Genomic DNA, 17,094 nt, shown 5'->3' on the forward strand with positions numbered 1-17,094 from the left:
CTGTTTTCCAACTTCAAACCTTACTCCTCCACAACATCTAATTCCACACGTAAATTCTGTATAATAAATTTTTGTCTGTCGGGTGTATTTTTCCCCATATAAAACTCTAGCAAACTTTCAATCGACATGGCTTTGTCCAACATTACCGGATCCAAACGTATATCGTCTCCGATAAAATGTTTAAATTCATCTGGCGAAATTTCTCCAAGTCCTTTAAATCGGGTTATCTCTGGTTTTCCGCTTAACTTCTCAATTGCTGCTCTTCGTTCGTCTTCACTGTAGCAATAAATCGTTTCTTTTTTATTACGAACTCTAAACAGTGGTGTTTGTAGAATATATAAATGTCCTTCTTTAATTAACTCCGGAAAGAATTGCAAAAAGAAAGTAATCAACAACAGTCGGATGTGCATTCCATCAACATCGGCATCGGTAGCAATTACGATGTTGTTATACCGAAGGTCTTCCATCGATTCTTCGATGTTCAATGCGGCTTGCAATAAATTAAACTCTTCATTTTCATACACAATCTTTTTGGTCATTCCGTATGTATTCAAGGGTTTCCCTCGCAAACTAAATACGGCTTGTGTATTTACATCTCTCGATTTGGTAATCGACCCAGAAGCCGAGTCACCCTCAGTAATAAACAAAGTAGTTTCTAACGCTCGTTCATTTTTGGTATCGCCTAAATGCACACGGCAATCGCGTAATTTTTTATTGTGTAAACTCGCTTTTTTAGCACGGTCTTTTGCGAGTTTTCTAATTCCAGAAAGTTCTTTTCGTTCGCGTTCCGCAGCTAAAATTTTACGCTGAATTTTATCGGCTGTTTCTGGGTTTTTATGTAGGAAGTTATCAAGTTGTGTTCCTACAAAATCATTCACATACGTACGCACTGTTGGTAAATCGCCTCCCATATCGGTAGAACCCAATTTAGTTTTTGTTTGACTTTCAAAAACAGGTTCCATCACTTTAATTGAAATTGCCGCGATAATCGACTTTCGAATATCGGAAGCGTCGTAATTTTTTCCGTAGAAATCTCTCAACGTTTTCACAACAGCTTCTCTAAAAGCCGCCAAGTGCGTCCCTCCTTGCGTAGTATTTTGTCCGTTTACAAACGAGTGGTATTCTTCGCTATACTGCGTTTTACTGTGCGTAAGCGCCAATTCAATGTCGTCTCCTCTTAAATGAATAATCGGGTACAACATATCTTCTTTGTTGGTGGTATCTTCTAGTAAATCTTTTAATCCGTTTTCAGAATAAAACTTTTCGCCATTAAAAACAATCGTCAACCCAGGGTTCAGGTAAACGTAGTTTCGAACCATTTTCTCGATATATTCATTTCTGAATTTATAGTTTCTAAAAATGGTTTCGTCGGGTACGAATGAAACTTTAGTTCCTCGTCTTCTACTGGTTTCTTCTAAAGCTTCTTCGTTAACTAAACTCCCTTGCTCAAATTCGGCCGCTCTCGATTGTCCATCTCGGTTAGATTCAACTCTAAAATACGTTGAAAGTGCATTTACCGCTTTGGTACCAACACCGTTAAGTCCCACCGATTTTTTAAAGGCACGTGAATCGTACTTTCCTCCAGTATTCATCTTCGACACTACGTCGACTACTTTTCCGAGCGGAATTCCACGTCCGTAATCTCGAACAATTACTTTGTTCCCTTGAATAGAAATTTCGATGATTTTCCCAGCGCCCATCACAAACTCATCGATACAGTTATCGAGCACTTCCTTGATGAGGATGTAAATACCATCATCTGCAGAAGAACCATCTCCAAGTTTTCCAATATACATCCCAGGGCGCATTCGAATGTGCTCCTTCCAATCTAACGACCGTATATTATCTTCTGTATACTTAGTAGTTTCTGACATAAAAAAATAAAAGCAATAGGGTTCCGACGCTAATATAATGTATCCCTTGCTAAAATGAAACCCTGCCGTAGTAAAGTAATTAACAAGCTACTACGGAAAATTGTTAAGAACCTGATTTTTTGTGAGTTGATTATTACAACAGACACTTTTTTCTTGAAAATTATCTCAATGACTTTTTTGTTTCGATTTGCTCAATGAAACTAAAACTATCCCGACAATTACAACAACTGCTCCAGCTAATTGAAGTAAGGTTAAACGTTCGTCCAAAAAGATTGAAGCCAATACAATAGTTGAAATTGGACCCAACCCCGCTAAAATTGCAAAATTAGACGCTCCTATTTCTTTAATAGCATACGACACCAAATACGAAGGAATTACAGTTGACAAAATAGCCATTAACATACCTAAAATGTATACATTTTGATGATAACCAAGCAATGAAGTATGCTCAAAAATAATATAATGCAATACTACGCTCATGCAAGAAACTACCATAGCATACGAAGTAAAACGAACCACACCAAATTTTGGAATAAGCCACTCACTCCCCACCAAATACGAAGCGTAAGTTATTGCACTTAAAAAAATAAATCCGGCGCCCAATAGAAACTGATTTCCATCGACACTTAACTCATCCCAAAATGCAATAATCACCCCGATATAAGTTAGTAAAATAGCCAACACCTGAACTGTAGTAATAGGACGTTTTAAAAAGAAACGCGACAATAACAATACAATAGTTGGGTAGATAAATAAGATAATGCGTTCGATACTCGCTTTTATATATTGAAGTCCTAAAAAGTCGAAATAACTAGCAAGATAATACCCAATAAACCCGAAAAGTAATATCCATAAATAATTTTTCTTCGGAAGGGAATCAGCTTCTTTTTTGGTAAAAATCAGCACTAAAACATAAAACGGAAGTGAAAATAACATTCTAAACAACAGCAAATTAACAGTACTTATATCGTACTCATACGCCATTTTTACCATTACAGCTTTTGCTGAAAATAACACTACCCCAAGAATTCCAATAATAATTGCTAAAGGGATTTTTTTAGATTTTTCCATGCTGTAAAGGTACTTTCAATATAAAGATTATAATACTGAAGTTTTAGTATTTTACGATGTTCAACAGTGGCGGTTGGTTAGAAAGTCAAGACTGATTATGTTTAAAAGTTCAATTCCAAATCATTCAGTCTTAAAACAAAAAAACACCGAGTTTTACTCGGTGTTCCTGATTTTCTAGTTGGTTAGTTGAAAATCTTGATTGTTTATTTTAAATTATCTCAAATCAAACTGTGTTGACCCAAGTTGTTTTAAGTTTTGGTCGTAAACTACTACGCTGTACTTTCCTTCAGGAAAATCTTCTCCCTCTTTTGCAATAAAATCACAAACGTCCAACGAAGTGTTTTCATAATAAAAACTAGAAGCTTTACTGTAGGTAATGCTTACAGCCTCCGAAGTTTCATCGCCTTCTTTAGCAGCTACTGCACGCTCACCTAAAATATTTCCAGATGGGTCGCTAACTTGAATATAAAATTGTTTCGCTCCTGGTTTTGTAATCTTATTAGCGCCAACAGTGTAACAAATTTTCAGTTTATCGGCTCTTCTGTTATTGTTTACAGATACAATTTTTCCGCTATTACGCTCTTTAACAGCTTCCGCAGAAAACTTAGACAACCCTAAAGCCGCTCCTGTTTCTACAACTTTCGATAATTGCGTGTTTTGCATAATTAAAGAATCTGTAAACATAGATTGTTGTTGCAAAGCAGTTTTTGTACTATCTCTTTGCATTGCCAACAAAGTGTTTGACGCTCTCAAAGAATCGTTTTGCGCCAATAAAAACTCGCGCTCTTTGGTAAGTTGTTGTACTTGTCTTCTGTAACGAGAAAGCGAACTAATATCGGCTTTCATTTGCTGTACAGAATCTATATAAGTTGCAATTTTATTACGTGCTTCTACCAATTCAGCATTTGCAGATTCACTTTCAGAAATTGCTCTGTCATAGTCCGATTTTAAATTGTTTAAATCTTCTATAACTAAATTTTTCTCTTTGTTTAATTTTTCGGTTGTATCCTTATTATTGTTATAAAGACTCACCGTATAAATTAATGTTCCAATTAAAGCAGCAGCTAGTAGGCCCGCTATTACTTTTAATCCATTATTAGACTTTGTTTCTGTCATAAGTTGTTATTTTTAAATTTGGTACCGCCAAAATAATCATCTTTTTTTAAAAAGCTGTACAAACTATATACGAATAAAATTTAAAAATAGATTATTTCACGCTATTTTATTGCATCCTATTTCTTTTTTTACAACATTTACAATATCAAACAAACAACGATTATTACTTGCTTTTCGGTAATTTTAAAAGCTGAAATTATTTTAATTTGTTTGTTTTTAACTGAATAGATTTTTTACCTCGATTGTATTTCGAGTTAGCCATAAAACAATAAACTATGACCTCAAATTTGGTTATTTACGATTTAAAAAAAATCACTCCTTTAATCGCTTCCAGAGAAGGCGAACAGAAACTCGGTGAAAGTATCGAGCTTTTACACGGAAACGACTCGCTGAGTTCTCAACTAGCCACCTCCGATGCTAAATATGTACTCCTCGGAATTCCCGAAGATATTGGCGTTGTTGCTAATCATGGAAACGCGGGAGCTAGAAATGCGTGGAGCACTGCTCTCCCCTATATTTTGAATATTCAGAGTAATCAATTTACCAAAGGAAAAAAAATATTGCTTTTAGGGCATTTAGATTTTTCTTCGGAAATGAAACAAATTGATGCCTTGGAAGGTGATGAAAAAATTGCTGAAGCCCGAAAAATTACCGAGCAAATTGATGCCGAAGTAACTAGTCTTATTCATGAAATTGTTGCCAATGGGAAGAAACCTATAATTATTGGAGGCGGACACAACAATGCCTACGGAATTTTAAAAGGAACTTCATTAGCCACAGGAAAGTCGGTTAACTGCCTTAACATCGATGCGCATACCGATTTTAGAAAACGCGAAGGAAGACATAGCGGTAACGGCTTTTCGTATGCTTTTTACGAAGGTTTTTTAGAAAATTATTTCATCTTCGGAATACACGAGAATTATACATCGCGTAAAGTTTTTAAGAATCTCGAAAAAGAAACGCGTGTGAAATTCAACACTTTTGAAGAACTTTTTATCCGCAGCGAAAAAGGCTTTGATTTTGAATTAAAAGAAGCGCTCGACTTTGTGAAAAATTCACGATTTGGACTAGAAATCGATATGGACGCCATCGAAGAAATGCCAAGTAGTGCATACACAAGCTCTGGACTTCCATTAAACACGGTGCGAGAGATTGTTTTTAAAAGTAAGCAACACAAAAGTATTGCGTATTTACATATTTGTGAAGCAGCACCAATCCCAGAAAACAAACGTGAAACCACCAAAGTTGGAAAGGCAATTGCTTATTTGGTGTCCGATTTTATAAGAAAATAATATTTTAAATGAAGTTTGAAATTGTTCCCTTCCAACCACAATACGCCAATATTTTTAAAGATTTAAATGTAGAATGGCTCGAAAAACACTTTGTTGTAGAAAAACACGATGAAGATGTTTTAGCCAATTGCAAAGAAAATATTATCGACACAGGCGGCGCCATTTATTTTGCCAAAATAGATAAAAATATAGTTGGCTGTTTTGCCTTTTATAAAATTGGAGAAAACCGATTTGAACTAACCAAAATGGCTGTTTCTCCTAATTTCCGTGGACAAAAAATTGGTCAGCAATTATTACAGTTTGCTATCAATGCAGCCAAAGAAAAGCAGTTTGACGAACTGTTGTTATATTCTAGTAGAAAGCTTGAAAACGCTATTTATCTATACCGAAAATACGGATTTATAGAAGTACCACTCGAAGAAAATTCGCCGTACAAAAGAGCTGATATTAAAATGGTATATCCGTTATCCTAAACTGCTTTTGATACACTTTTAGCTTCGGCATCTTTCTGAAGTTTTACACGGTCTTTAGCGTACACTTTTCCTTGCTCCCACCACTCTGCCATTAACTCTTTATTAAAATACAAAGAGTTTTCTGTAAGTCTGGTTGGCGTAAAGTAGGTGTTTAATTTCACGTTTTTATTTATGGCTGCAAGCTTTCCTTCTACCACGTCATGCGATTCTAATTGGTCGAGCACAAAACTGTATAAATTCACCATCAATGAAAAAGGATTCTTTCCTAACACCTTTTTATGCTCCATATTTTCGGTTTCCAAAATAATAGCATCAACTTCGGTAGCGCCCATTTTAATTGCTTCTCGAATCGGAATTACACATCCCAAACCACCATCAGCATATTCAAATCCGTTTTTCTTGGCAAGCGACATAAACGGCACATAGTTGCATGAAAGCCAAATCCAATCGCAAAAATCTTCATAACTGTAATCCATAATCGACTTGTATTCAACACGATTCATAGAAAGGTTTGAAACCGTTACCACTACGTTCTTCCCTTTTTCTTTCAGCAAATTATAATTCGTTTCAGAAAAATGTTTCCGAATGTGTTTTCTCAAATTTTTACTTTCTCCAAATGTTCTTTTTCGCTTTAAAAGTTGCCACATTACGTTTAAATAATTAATAGCAACATACTCCTTCTCTCCTTTCTTTCGAGTTACAAACGGATTATTACTAAATATTTTACGTTGCGTAACCGTAGTATACACTTCGTAAATTTTTTGAATATCGTTATTGGCTAAGTGCGGAATAAGTAAACTCCCCGTCGAAGTACCCAAATAAAGGTCATAATCTCTTTTTTCAGTATTAATAAGGTACTCTGCTACGCCACCGGCAAAAGCGCCTTTGCTTCCTCCTCCTGAAATTACTAATGCTCGCATATTTTTATTTTATAGCTGACTCGTTTCTTTGTTTTTAAATTTAGCAAAATCATAACCACTTTTCCACCATCTCGTCATTTTTTCTTTATCAAAAATTAAAGAATTGGTAGTTAAAACTGTAGGCGTGTAATAAAAGTTGATAATTACATTGCTGTTGGACGCCACAAATTTGCCAATGCGAATGTTTTGATGCTCGATGCGGTCTAGCATAAAACTAAACATCGAGGTAAGCAACGAGAATGGGTTTCGAGATGGCAGTCGGTTTAACTGCGTAACTTCTGTTTGAAGAATTACAGCATCGACTTCGGTAGCGCCTCGCTTTATCGCTTCTTCTATCGGGACCATTGTTCCTAAACCACCATCGGCATACTCACAACCGTTTTTGCGTACCAAGCTCATAAAAGGGGTGTAATTACACGAAATCCAAAGCCAATCGCAAAACTCGTCGTATTCATAATCTTTTATCGATTTGTATTCTACTTGATTTAACGAAAGGTTGGAAACCGCAATTACAGTTTCGCGACTGCTATTTTTTAACTGCTGAAATTCTTCTGTTGTAAAAGTATTTTTAATAAGTTTCCGAAGATTCTCGCTTTCCCCAAAAGTTTTACTTCCGCGAGCAAAATTCCGAAGTACATTTAAGTGATTTATCGAAATTTGCTCCACGCCATATTTCTTTTTTACCAAAAAAGGACAATTACTAAATATGGATTCGTTATTAACCGAAGTGTAAACTTCTTTGATTTTTTCAACTTTGTTAAGCGCTAAATGATTGACCAATAAACTCCCTGTAGAAGTCCCTAAAAACAAATCGTAATTTATTTTTAATTCTTCTATCAAATACTGTGAAACCCCGCCTGCGAAAGCGCCTTTGCTTCCGCCTCCGCTTATTACGAGCGCCCTCATTTACTATTTTTTAAGTTGTTGCTTCAAAAACATTTGTTCTTCAGTTGGTAAATTATCAGCTATACTTTCAAGCATGATTTTGTATTCTTTATCTGAAATTAATTCGGTTAACAATTCTTTTGAAAATTTAGAAAATTGCCAAACAGGATGCCTACAAGCGTTTACCAAATTTGCCAAGGACTTCTCGTTCCAGCCTTGAATTTGATACAAATACTGAAAAGCGTATTGACGCACTTCAAAATGCTCGGTAGGATTTGTGTAAGCTACCAAAGTATCGTAATACTGTTTTTTATTAGTTTCTTGGTAACCTTCGGTTATCAAAGCCAACGTAAGCCATAAAGTTTCAACATTTCTATCGCGAAATCCAACTACATTTTTGGTCGCATCAAGATAGCGTTTTCTATCGTTTGTAAACGGAAAGTTCACCCACAATTTCATCAAAGCCTTTTCAATCGTTAGGTAACTTTTATCAGTCAACAGCTTTTCAAAATCAGCTTTCAACTCAACAGGAATAGGATTCATATACAACGCCACCGCTTGTCTTGTTTTTAATATTTCGGAATGTAATGCCTTTGAGAAAATAGCTTTTTCAGCTTCGGAATTTGGCAATAACCGTTGTAAGATAGTCTCAACAACAACCAACTGCGCTTCTGAAGTATAAATTTCAGGATTACTTTCAGCAAAAGAAATCACTTCTTCTTTACTCATTTCGTCAAGCTCTAAAAGTGTTTTAGAAATCTTATTTTGTTGCAACAATAGTTTAGCATCGGCAATTGGAAAGTCTTTGCTTACAAACCACTTCTCTACAAAATCATTAAGTTTCAACTGACTTTTTGCAGAGGCGATATTGATAAAATCGTGTGTATTGGCATTTTTATATGCATATTCGGTTAGGTATTTTTTAACTGATTTCTGAAAAGCTCGGTCGCCAATTAAATTTCGCAATGCAAAAACAGCCCAAGCCCCACGCTGATAAAAAGTTAAACTACTCGCCTTCGGATTGAGTAAACTCTCGCCTCCTTGTTCGTTCAACGCTTCCAACTGCTTTGCAGTTTTGTACAACGCTGTGTAAAAATAATCTTCTCCGAAAACCTCTTTTTCTGCTAAGAGCGCATAATAGGTAGCAAAACCTTCTTGCAACCAATGATGTTCGCTATTTTCTTCGGTTACCAAATCGCCAAACCACTGATGTGCCAACTCATGCGCATTAACATTAATGTAATTTTTATCTGTAAAACCTATGGAATCAATCAAAAAAGAATCTGAAAAAATGGTAAGTGATGTATTTTCCATCCCCGCATACAAAAAGTCTTTTACAGGAACTTGCTTGTAATTTTGCCACGGAAAAGGCACGCCAATCTCTTCTTCTAAAAAATCGAAAATCTGATCGGAATATCGATATGTGGGTTCTACATAATTCTTTGCTGATGGATAATAGTAAAGTTCTAACGGAATTCCGCTGTTTGAAGTTTTATGAATTACGTCGTATTTCCCAATAGTCAGCGCCACTAAATAACTACTCATTGGAGAATGCATGTCGTATTTCCAACGAGTAGAAGCCTTTAAAGTTTCTTTTTCTAATAATTTTCCGTTGGCAACAACTTCATAAGCAGATGGAGCTTCGATAGTTATATCAAACTCTATTTTTTCATTCATGTCGTCAAAACTCGGAAGCCAATTAGAAGTGTATTTTCCCTGCCCTTGCGTCCAAACTTGATTAGCTGCTTTACTTTCCGAAGTAATAAAATACAATGCCTTTTTTGGTTTGGCATAATATTCTATTTTTAAACTACTTAAATCGCTTTTATTAAAGTTTTTATTTAATTTAATTTGTTCGTTATCATATTCAAAATCAATTGTTTTTTCATCTAAAAAAACATTTTTAATCGTCATATTCTTTGCATCAATAGCAAACATATTTGTGTCTTTCAACACCTCAAAACGATAAACTACACTCCCAGAAATTTCTTTTAATTCAGGCTGAATAGCAACAGAAACTTCGGCGTGTTTCACATCGAAATAGGCGGTTTGTTGCGAAAAACTAAAGAAAAATAAACATTGAAATAGAATGGCAAATAGTAGCTTCATGGGGTTTTGTTTAAAAAGCAATGTACTATTTCTTTCTGAAAATCTTTAAATACTGTGAAACAATTTTCACACAATCAAACTAACTATTATCTTCGTAATTATGAATTCGAATGTCTTACAAACACCCATAGATTATTTAAAGGGAGTTGGCCCAAATCGTGCCGACTTGCTTCGTAAGGAACTCGGAATTCACACCTATCAAGACTTAGTAAACTTATTCCCAAATAGATACATCGATAAAACTCGTTATTATAAAATTAACGAATTGCAACGCAATAATACAGAGGTGCAAATTGTTGGGAAAATTACACATCTAAAATCTGTTGAGCAAAAGCGCGGAAAGCGCCTCGTAGCAACGTTTGTAGATGATACCGGACAAATGGAATTGGTTTGGTTTAGAGGCCACAAATGGATTCGAGAAAGTATTAAATTAAACCAACCGTACGTTATTTTTGGTCGCACCAATTGGTATAATGGCTTTTCAATGCCACACCCAGAAATGGAGTTGTTGCACGAACACGAAAAAAACCTTCGTACTGCAATGCAACCTGTGTATCCATCTACCGAAAAGCTAGTAAATAAAGGTATTACCAATAGAGTTGTTAATAAAATTATGCAACAACTTTTTATTGAAACAAAAGCTCGTTTTTTTGATACACTCCCTACAGAATTGCTTGATGAATTAAAACTGATTTCAAAGAGTAAAGCTTTGTTTAATATTCACTTTCCTCAAAGTCAGGAGTTATTAGCCAAGGCACAATACCGTTTAAAATTTGAAGAACTTTTTTACATTCAACTACAACTTATCTCTAAAAACCTAACGCGTAAAAGTAAAATCAAAGGGTTTAATTTTGACCAAGTTGGGACTTTATTTAATACATTTTACGCTTCCCACCTTCCTTTTGAATTGACAAATGCACAAAAACGTGTTATAAAAGAAATTCGAAACGACTTAGGAAGCAACGCACAAATGAACCGATTACTCCAAGGTGATGTGGGTTCTGGAAAAACAATTGTGGCTTTAATGACCATGCTTTTAGCAATTGATAACGGTTTTCAAGCCTGTTTGGTTGCTCCGACCGAAATTTTAGCGCAACAGCATTTCAACGGAATTTTAGAACTTGTTAAACCACTCGATATTGAAGTAAAATTGCTTACAGGTTCATCGAAAACAGCCGAACGTAAAGAAATTCACGAGCAACTCGAAAACGGAACTTTACATATTTTAATTGGTACGCATGCCGTTTTGGAGGATAAAGTAGTTTTTAAAAACTTAGGACTTGCAATTATCGACGAGCAACACCGATTTGGTGTAGAGCAACGCTCTAAACTATGGCGTAAAAACGATATTCCGCCACATATTTTAGTAATGACCGCCACTCCTATTCCGCGGACTTTAGCAATGAGTTTGTATGGCGATTTGGATATTTCTGTTATTGATGAATTGCCTCCAGGACGAAAAGCTATTAAAACAGTTCATCGCTACGATAGCAACCGCCTCAAGGTTTTTCGGTTTATAAAAGATGAAATTGCAAAAGGCCGACAAGTGTATGTGGTATATCCGCTTATTCAAGAATCGGAAAAACTCGATTATAAAGATTTGATGGATGGCTACGAGAGTATTGCAAGAGAATTTCCACAGCCTAACTATCAAATTTCTATTGTACACGGACAAATGAAACCTGCCGATAAAGATTACGAAATGGATAGGTTTGTAAAAGGCGAAACTCAAATAATGGTTGCCACAACAGTGATTGAAGTGGGGGTTAATGTGCCAAATGCATCGGTGATGATTATTGAAAGTGCCGAGCGCTTCGGATTGTCACAATTACACCAATTACGCGGACGTGTAGGGCGTGGTGCCGAGCAGAGTTATTGTATTTTAATGACAGGGCATAAATTATCAAACGACTCGAAAACCCGACTCGAAACAATGACTCGCACCAACGACGGATTTGAAATTGCTGAAGTCGATTTAAAACTTCGCGGACCTGGAGACATCATGGGGACACAACAAAGTGGCGTGCTCAATTTAAAAATTGCCGATATTGTAAAAGACAATGATATTTTAAAAACTGCGCGTTATTATGCTATACGGATTTTAAAAGAAGACCCGAGTCTTTCGCTTGAAAAAAATAAAATCATAAAATACACCTATCAACTATTGGCGAAGCATAAAAATATTTGGAATTATATTAGTTAGTTTCATCCTTGATTTTCTGAAATTGAATTTTAACTGATATCTTAGTGTTGGTTATATTAAAGACAAAACCAAAATGAAAGAGTTTAACGAAATCATAAAAGCAAATTTTGGAGCGCTAACAAATGAGGAAATCGAAATTCTTCGGTCTTATTTTCATGAAGAAGAGCTAAGCAAAAACGACTTTTTCACACAAACTGGTAACTATTGTAAGAAACTGAGTCTTGTAAAATCGGGGCTTTTACGAATTTACAGACTTTCCGACGGAAAAGAAATAACGCAATGGATTTCGACTCCGAATTACTTCACAACTGAAATCTCAAGCTTCTTTTTTGACCAACCAAGTCGGTTGTCAATTCAAGCCTTAACCAATATAGAGTTGCTGACAATAGACAAGCAAAGCTATTTGGAATTAAAAAAACAACTTCCGAAATGGAAAGAAATAGAAACGCAGTTTATCGCCAAGTGTTTCGCAATTCTCGAAGACAGAGTTTTTTCGCATTTATCTTTGAGTGCCGAAGAAAGGTATAATTTATACTTTGAACAAAACAGAGAAATTTTCAACCAAGTTCCGTTACAATATATTGCTTCAATTTTAGGAATGTCGCCAGAAACCCTTAGTCGTATCAGAAAACGACAAGCGGAAAATTCTTGATTTTTGTCAAGAGCTTGAAAATTAAAACTTTCGACCTTTGTAAAAAATTATAACAATGACAAAGGAAATCAAAACAGAAATTACAATAAATGCTAGTCCTGAAAAAGTTTGGAAGATTTTAATCAATCAAAACGAATATCCAAACTGGAATCCTTTCATCAAAAATTTTGAAGGAACATTAAAAGTTGGCGAAAAACTTAAAGTTGTTATTCAGCCTGAAAATTCCTCGAAAATGACATTCAAACCAACCGTTTTAGAGTACGAGGCGAACAAAAAACTAAAATGGATAGGTATATTTATGATTGGTGGGCTTTTTGACGGAACACATACTTTTGAACTTATTGACAACAAAAACGGAACGACAACCTTCAAACAAAGTGAAATATTTGAAGGCGTTTTAGTTCGGTTCTTCAATTTGAACAATACAAAAATAGGATTTGAAAAAATGAATATTGAACTCAAAAAACAGAGTGAAAAATAAATCGCTTCTGCCAACAGTATAATAAACTAGAAACAATTTCAAATAAATCTCTTTTCAGCAAAAAGAAAAACCGAAGAGAAGTTCAATTTATAATGTGTATTATTATCTTTGCACCTCAAATAAATAAAAGTAGCACGTGAAAATTTCATACAACTGGTTAAAGCAATTTATTCAACTTGATTGGAAATCTGAAAAAACAGCAGAACTGTTAACCGACTTAGGGTTAGAAGTTGAAGGCGAAGAAACTTTCGAATCGGTAAAAGGTGGATTAAAAGGAATTGTAGTAGGACATGTTTTGGAGTGTGAGCAACACCCTAACGCAGACCGACTTAAATTAACAAAAGTTGATATCGGAACTGGAGAACCTTTACAAATTGTTTGTGGAGCTCCAAACGTTGCTAAAGGTCAAAAAGTGCCTGTTGCCACTATCGGAACAACACTTTACGACGAAAAAGGAGAAGCTTGGGAAATTAAAAAAGGAAAGATTCGTGGGGAAGTTTCCTTCGGAATGATTTGTGCTGAAGACGAACTAGGACTCGGACAAAGTCATGACGGAATTATGGTACTCGACGAAAGTTTAACTCCTGGAACTCCATGCGCTGAACTTTTTAAAGTTGAAAGCGATACCGTTTTTGAAATTGGTTTAACGCCAAACCGTGCAGACGCTATGAGTCATCACGGGGTAGCGAGAGATTTAAAAGCTGGTTTATTACAAAAAGATATCAATCTAGAACTCATCACCCCATCGGTAAGTAGTTTTCATGTTGACAACAGAACGCTTCGCATGGAGATTGATGTGAAAAACAAAGAACTTTGTCCTCGTTACTGCGGAATTACCATTAGCGGAGTAAAAGTTAAAGAATCTCCAGATTGGTTAAAAAACAGACTTAAAGCTATTGGTTTAGCTCCAAAAAATAATGTGGTAGATGTCACCAACTACGTGTTACACGAGTTAGGGCAACCACTACACGCCTTTGATACAAGCAAGATTAACGGAAATAAAATTATCGTTCAAACACTAGAAAAAGGTACAAAGTTTACAACTTTAGACGGTGTAGAAAGAGAACTTCACGAAGACGATTTAATGATTTGTGATGCTGAAAAACCGCTTTGTATTGCTGGTGTTTTTGGTGGTGAAAATTCTGGAGTTACAGAAGCTACAACCAATGTGTTTATTGAAAGTGCTTACTTCAATCCAGTTTCTGTTAGAAAAACAGCAAAAAGACATGGTTTAAATACCGATGCTTCTTTTAGATTTGAAAGAGGAATTGACATCAATAACACTAAATACGCACTTTTAAGAGCGGCACTTTTAATTAAAGAAGTTGCTGGTGGTACAATTTCTAGTGATGCTGAAGATTTTTATCCGAAGAAATTTGAAGATTTCCAAGTATTCTTAACTTTCGAAAAAGTTAATAGTTTAATAGGGCAAAACATCCCTACCGACACTATTAAATCGATTTTAAGTTCGTTAGAAATCAAAATTAACAATGTTACTGAAACAGGAATCGGACTTACCATTCCGTCGTACCGAGTAGATGTTAAGCGTGAAGTAGATGTCATTGAAGAAATTTTGCGTGTGTACGGTTATAACAATATTGAGTTTACGCAAAAATTAAATGCTTCGATTGCGAGCACTTCTAAGTTTGAAGACCATAAATTGCAAAATGTTGTTGGAAACCAATTGGCATCTTTAGGATTTTACGAAATTTTAGCCAACTCGCTTACTACTCCAAAGTATATGGAGTTAAGCGCCGATAATAAAGCAGAATTTAATGTAACCATGCTAAATCCATTAAGCAACGATTTGTCGGTAATGCGTCAATCAATGTTATTTAGTGGTTTAGAAGCTGTGAGTTACAACATCAACCGCAAAAGTAATAACCTTAAGTTTTTTGAATTCGGGAAAACCTATCACCATTACGAAAGCGGACGAATTGAAAACAAACATTTAAGCCTTTTAATTACTGGAGACCAATATCCAGACAGCTGGAAAATTCAAAACGAAAAAAGCGACTTTTTCTACTTAAAAGGAATTATCAATACTATTTTAGAGCGTTTAGGATTACCAACTCCAAAATCTGAACCTGTTACTTCGGATGTTTTTTCTGAAGGATTAAACTATAAAATTAAAAAACGTACGCTTGTTTCCTTCGGAATTGTAAACAAGAAAATTTTAAAACACTTCGATATCAAACAAGAAGTATTGTATGCCGATTTTGAATGGGATGCAATTATCGAACTTGCAAAACAACAAAAAGTTTCGTTCTCAGATATTTCTAAATATCCAGAAGTAAAAAGAGATTTAGCCCTTTTAATTGATAAAAAAGTAAGTTTTGAAGAAATTTACAACCTTGCTAAAAACAGCGAAAAGAGTCTTTTAAAAGACGTTAACTTATTCGATGTTTACGAAGGTGATAATCTTCCAGAAGGCAAAAAATCGTATGCCGTAAGTTTCACACTTCAAGATGAAAACAAAACGCTTACAGACAAACAAATCGATAAAGTAATGAAGAAACTTCAAGGTAGTTTTGAACACCAACTTGGAGCTACTTTACGATAAAATATAATTTACCGAATAACTAAAAGCTATTTTAAAGCATAGAGAAATCTAGCTTTTTAATAGCTTTTTTTACAGATTAATCTTCTAAATATTCAATTTTTATTATTTCTGAAGTTGTTTCTACAACTCTAAAACGGTTGTCGGCACGCTTTCCTACCACCCAAATAATCTCGTCGTTTCCATTGCAAAGCAACCATTGACTCTCTTTTTCAATCAACGAATATTTCTCGTCCTTAAAAAACTTGCTTAACTTTTTCTTCCCACGCATTCCAAACGGATAAAAAGTGTCGCCTTCCTCCCATTTTCTTAATTTCAGCGGAAATTGCAACTGCTTTTTATCTACGAAAATTGCATTACTCAATTGCGTTTCTATTTCCGCTACATCAGAAAATTTCAAGCAAATTGGTGATGTAATTTCATGAAGATTTTCTGGAATTAAAACTTCATTATTTTCCTGTTTTTCAATTATTGGAGTGATAATCAACTCATCTCTATTTTTTACAAGTCTGTGCGTTGTTGAGAGCAATTGTTTTCCACTTTGAGTATTTAGAATCTGCAATAAATCCGCTGTATTTTCAAAGCCATATTCCTTAAAAAGCTCGTATAAATACATTTCTTTTTGCTGAATTTTATTCAATTCAGGAACTGAAACACAAACTTTATCACTTTCATAATTAAAAGTGTTTAATCGTAATGTGTCGATGTATTTTTTTGAAGCTACTGCAGTACCTTTTAAATGTTGAAGTGTATTTTGAAAATTCCCAAGAAAAGAAGGATTTATTTCTTTTAACTTCGGAATAATATCGTGTCGTAATTTGTTTCGTAAATATTTGGTTTCAGCATTGGTTTTATCTTCACGCCACTCAATTTTATTAGTTTGCGCAAACTGTAAAATTTCATCTCTAGAAAAAGGCAACAAAGGACGTAAAATGTATTTGTTACGTTCAGGAATTCCTGTTAACCCATCAATTCCTGTTCCTCTAGACAAATTGATTAAAAAAGTTTCAAGATTATCATCCAAATGATGCGCCGTCAGTAAATAGTCAAATTTTAAAAGTTCTCGTTGTTCTTCAAACCAATCGTACCGTAAAGCACGCGCAGCAAGTTGTGTAGAAAGGTTATTCGTTTTAGCGTAAGTTTCAGTATCAAACTTTACACTGTAAAAAGGGATTTGTAACGTCTTCATTTTTTCAGCTAAAAAAAACGCATCGCCATCACTGTCTTCTCCTCTCAATTGAAAATTACAATGTAAAATACTGAGTTTTAAATCTAGCTGAAAACACAAATAAAACAACACCATGCTGTCGATACCGCCACTGGATGCAATGGCTACGAAAGCATTTAGTAATTCTGGAAAATGCTGTTCTATATGGTTTTTGAATTTTTCTAACATAAGTTCAGTTCGATATAAATGTCAACACAGAGAAGTTTTAAATAATTTAATAATGCTTTCAT

Annotated in this window: 13 protein-coding genes; 6 read left to right on the forward strand and 7 right to left on the reverse strand. The window is 35.0% G+C overall.

Annotation, left to right across the window (positions count from 1 at the left end; genetic code table 11):
• Positions 1 to 20 precede the first annotated feature (20 nt).
• From JMA43_RS09795 to JMA43_RS09805, 3 genes are all read right to left on the reverse strand, one after another.
• Positions 21 to 1,874 (reverse strand): DNA topoisomerase IV subunit B, encoded by a 1,854-nt coding sequence (locus tag JMA43_RS09795; protein WP_342156341.1) that lies wholly within the window; start codon positions 1,872 to 1,874, stop codon positions 21 to 23.
• 165 nt (positions 1,875 to 2,039) lie between these two features.
• Positions 2,040 to 2,945 (reverse strand): DMT family transporter, encoded by a 906-nt coding sequence (locus JMA43_RS09800; protein ID WP_342156343.1) that lies wholly within the window; start codon positions 2,943 to 2,945, stop codon positions 2,040 to 2,042.
• Between the two features lie 213 nt (positions 2,946 to 3,158).
• On the reverse strand, positions 3,159 to 4,061 hold the full coding sequence (locus JMA43_RS09805; RefSeq protein WP_342156344.1) for a hypothetical protein: 903 nt from the start codon (positions 4,059 to 4,061) through the stop codon (positions 3,159 to 3,161).
• 275 nt (positions 4,062 to 4,336) lie between these two features.
• Between JMA43_RS09805 and JMA43_RS09810 the strand changes: the two genes are divergently transcribed.
• A complete protein-coding gene (locus JMA43_RS09810) occupies positions 4,337 to 5,353 on the forward strand; it encodes a formimidoylglutamase (protein ID WP_342156345.1) in 1,017 nt (338 codons plus the stop codon).
• 8 nt (positions 5,354 to 5,361) lie between these two features.
• Complete coding sequence (locus tag JMA43_RS09815) at positions 5,362 to 5,826, forward strand: GNAT family N-acetyltransferase (RefSeq protein ID WP_342156346.1); 465 nt, start codon at positions 5,362 to 5,364, stop codon at positions 5,824 to 5,826.
• Here JMA43_RS09815 and JMA43_RS09820 read toward each other — a convergent pair.
• Genes JMA43_RS09820 through JMA43_RS09830 form a run of 3 tightly spaced genes read right to left on the reverse strand, consistent with a single transcriptional unit; the run spans position 5,823 to position 9,740 of the window.
• Positions 5,823 to 6,746 (reverse strand): patatin-like phospholipase family protein, encoded by a 924-nt coding sequence (locus JMA43_RS09820; RefSeq protein WP_342156347.1) that lies wholly within the window; start codon positions 6,744 to 6,746, stop codon positions 5,823 to 5,825. The two genes, JMA43_RS09815 and JMA43_RS09820, sit on opposite strands and share 4 nt — an antisense overlap.
• Before the next feature lie 9 nt (positions 6,747 to 6,755).
• Entirely contained in the window at positions 6,756 to 7,652 is an 897-nt protein-coding gene (locus tag JMA43_RS09825) for a patatin-like phospholipase family protein (protein ID WP_342156348.1), read from the reverse strand.
• 3 nt (positions 7,653 to 7,655) lie between these two features.
• A complete protein-coding gene (locus JMA43_RS09830; protein WP_342156350.1) occupies positions 7,656 to 9,740 on the reverse strand; it encodes a M1 family metallopeptidase in 2,085 nt (694 codons plus the stop codon).
• A 100-nt stretch (positions 9,741 to 9,840) separates the two neighbouring features.
• Here JMA43_RS09830 and recG point away from each other — a divergent pair, with 100 nt between their 5' ends.
• From recG to pheT, 4 genes are all read left to right on the forward strand, one after another.
• Complete coding sequence (gene recG / locus JMA43_RS09835) at positions 9,841 to 11,943, forward strand: ATP-dependent DNA helicase RecG (protein WP_342156352.1); 2,103 nt, start codon at positions 9,841 to 9,843, stop codon at positions 11,941 to 11,943.
• 73 nt (positions 11,944 to 12,016) lie between these two features.
• On the forward strand, positions 12,017 to 12,595 hold the full coding sequence (locus JMA43_RS09840) for a Crp/Fnr family transcriptional regulator (RefSeq protein ID WP_342156354.1): 579 nt from the start codon (positions 12,017 to 12,019) through the stop codon (positions 12,593 to 12,595).
• A 55-nt stretch (positions 12,596 to 12,650) separates the two neighbouring features.
• Positions 12,651 to 13,076, forward strand: a complete 426-nt coding sequence (locus JMA43_RS09845) for an SRPBCC domain-containing protein (protein ID WP_342156355.1) — start codon at positions 12,651 to 12,653, stop codon at positions 13,074 to 13,076.
• A gap of 136 nt (positions 13,077 to 13,212) precedes the next feature.
• Entirely contained in the window at positions 13,213 to 15,639 is a 2,427-nt protein-coding gene (gene pheT / locus JMA43_RS09850) for a phenylalanine--tRNA ligase subunit beta (protein ID WP_342156356.1), read from the forward strand.
• Between the two features lie 76 nt (positions 15,640 to 15,715).
• Here pheT and tilS read toward each other — a convergent pair whose 3' ends face one another.
• On the reverse strand, positions 15,716 to 17,032 hold the full coding sequence (tilS, locus tag JMA43_RS09855; protein ID WP_342156357.1) for a tRNA lysidine(34) synthetase TilS: 1,317 nt from the start codon (positions 17,030 to 17,032) through the stop codon (positions 15,716 to 15,718).
• Between the last annotated feature and the right edge of the window lie 62 nt (positions 17,033 to 17,094).

It is taken from the genome of Joostella sp. CR20 (assembly GCF_038433465.1).
Taxonomy (GTDB): Bacteria; Bacteroidota; Bacteroidia; order Flavobacteriales; family Flavobacteriaceae; genus Galbibacter.

Bases quoted from the DNA above. Each gene is read 5' to 3' on its own strand.
- JMA43_RS09795 (WP_342156341.1), bottom strand. From the start codon at position 1,874: ATGTCAGAAACTACTAAGTATACAGAAGATAATATACGGTCGTTAGAT.
- JMA43_RS09800 (WP_342156343.1), bottom strand. From the start codon at position 2,945: ATGGAAAAATCTAAAAAAATCCCTTTAGCAATTATTATTGGAATTCTT.
- JMA43_RS09805 (WP_342156344.1), bottom strand. From the start codon at position 4,061: ATGACAGAAACAAAGTCTAATAATGGATTAAAAGTAATAGCGGGCCTA.
- JMA43_RS09810 (WP_342156345.1), top strand. From the start codon at position 4,337: ATGACCTCAAATTTGGTTATTTACGATTTAAAAAAAATCACTCCTTTA.
- JMA43_RS09815 (WP_342156346.1), top strand. From the start codon at position 5,362: ATGAAGTTTGAAATTGTTCCCTTCCAACCACAATACGCCAATATTTTT.
- JMA43_RS09820 (WP_342156347.1), bottom strand. From the start codon at position 6,746: ATGCGAGCATTAGTAATTTCAGGAGGAGGAAGCAAAGGCGCTTTTGCC.
- JMA43_RS09825 (WP_342156348.1), bottom strand. From the start codon at position 7,652: ATGAGGGCGCTCGTAATAAGCGGAGGCGGAAGCAAAGGCGCTTTCGCA.
- JMA43_RS09830 (WP_342156350.1), bottom strand. From the start codon at position 9,740: ATGAAGCTACTATTTGCCATTCTATTTCAATGTTTATTTTTCTTTAGT.
- recG (WP_342156352.1), top strand. From the start codon at position 9,841: ATGAATTCGAATGTCTTACAAACACCCATAGATTATTTAAAGGGAGTT.
- JMA43_RS09840 (WP_342156354.1), top strand. From the start codon at position 12,017: ATGAAAGAGTTTAACGAAATCATAAAAGCAAATTTTGGAGCGCTAACA.
- JMA43_RS09845 (WP_342156355.1), top strand. From the start codon at position 12,651: ATGACAAAGGAAATCAAAACAGAAATTACAATAAATGCTAGTCCTGAA.
- tilS (WP_342156357.1), bottom strand. From the start codon at position 17,032: ATGTTAGAAAAATTCAAAAACCATATAGAACAGCATTTTCCAGAATTA.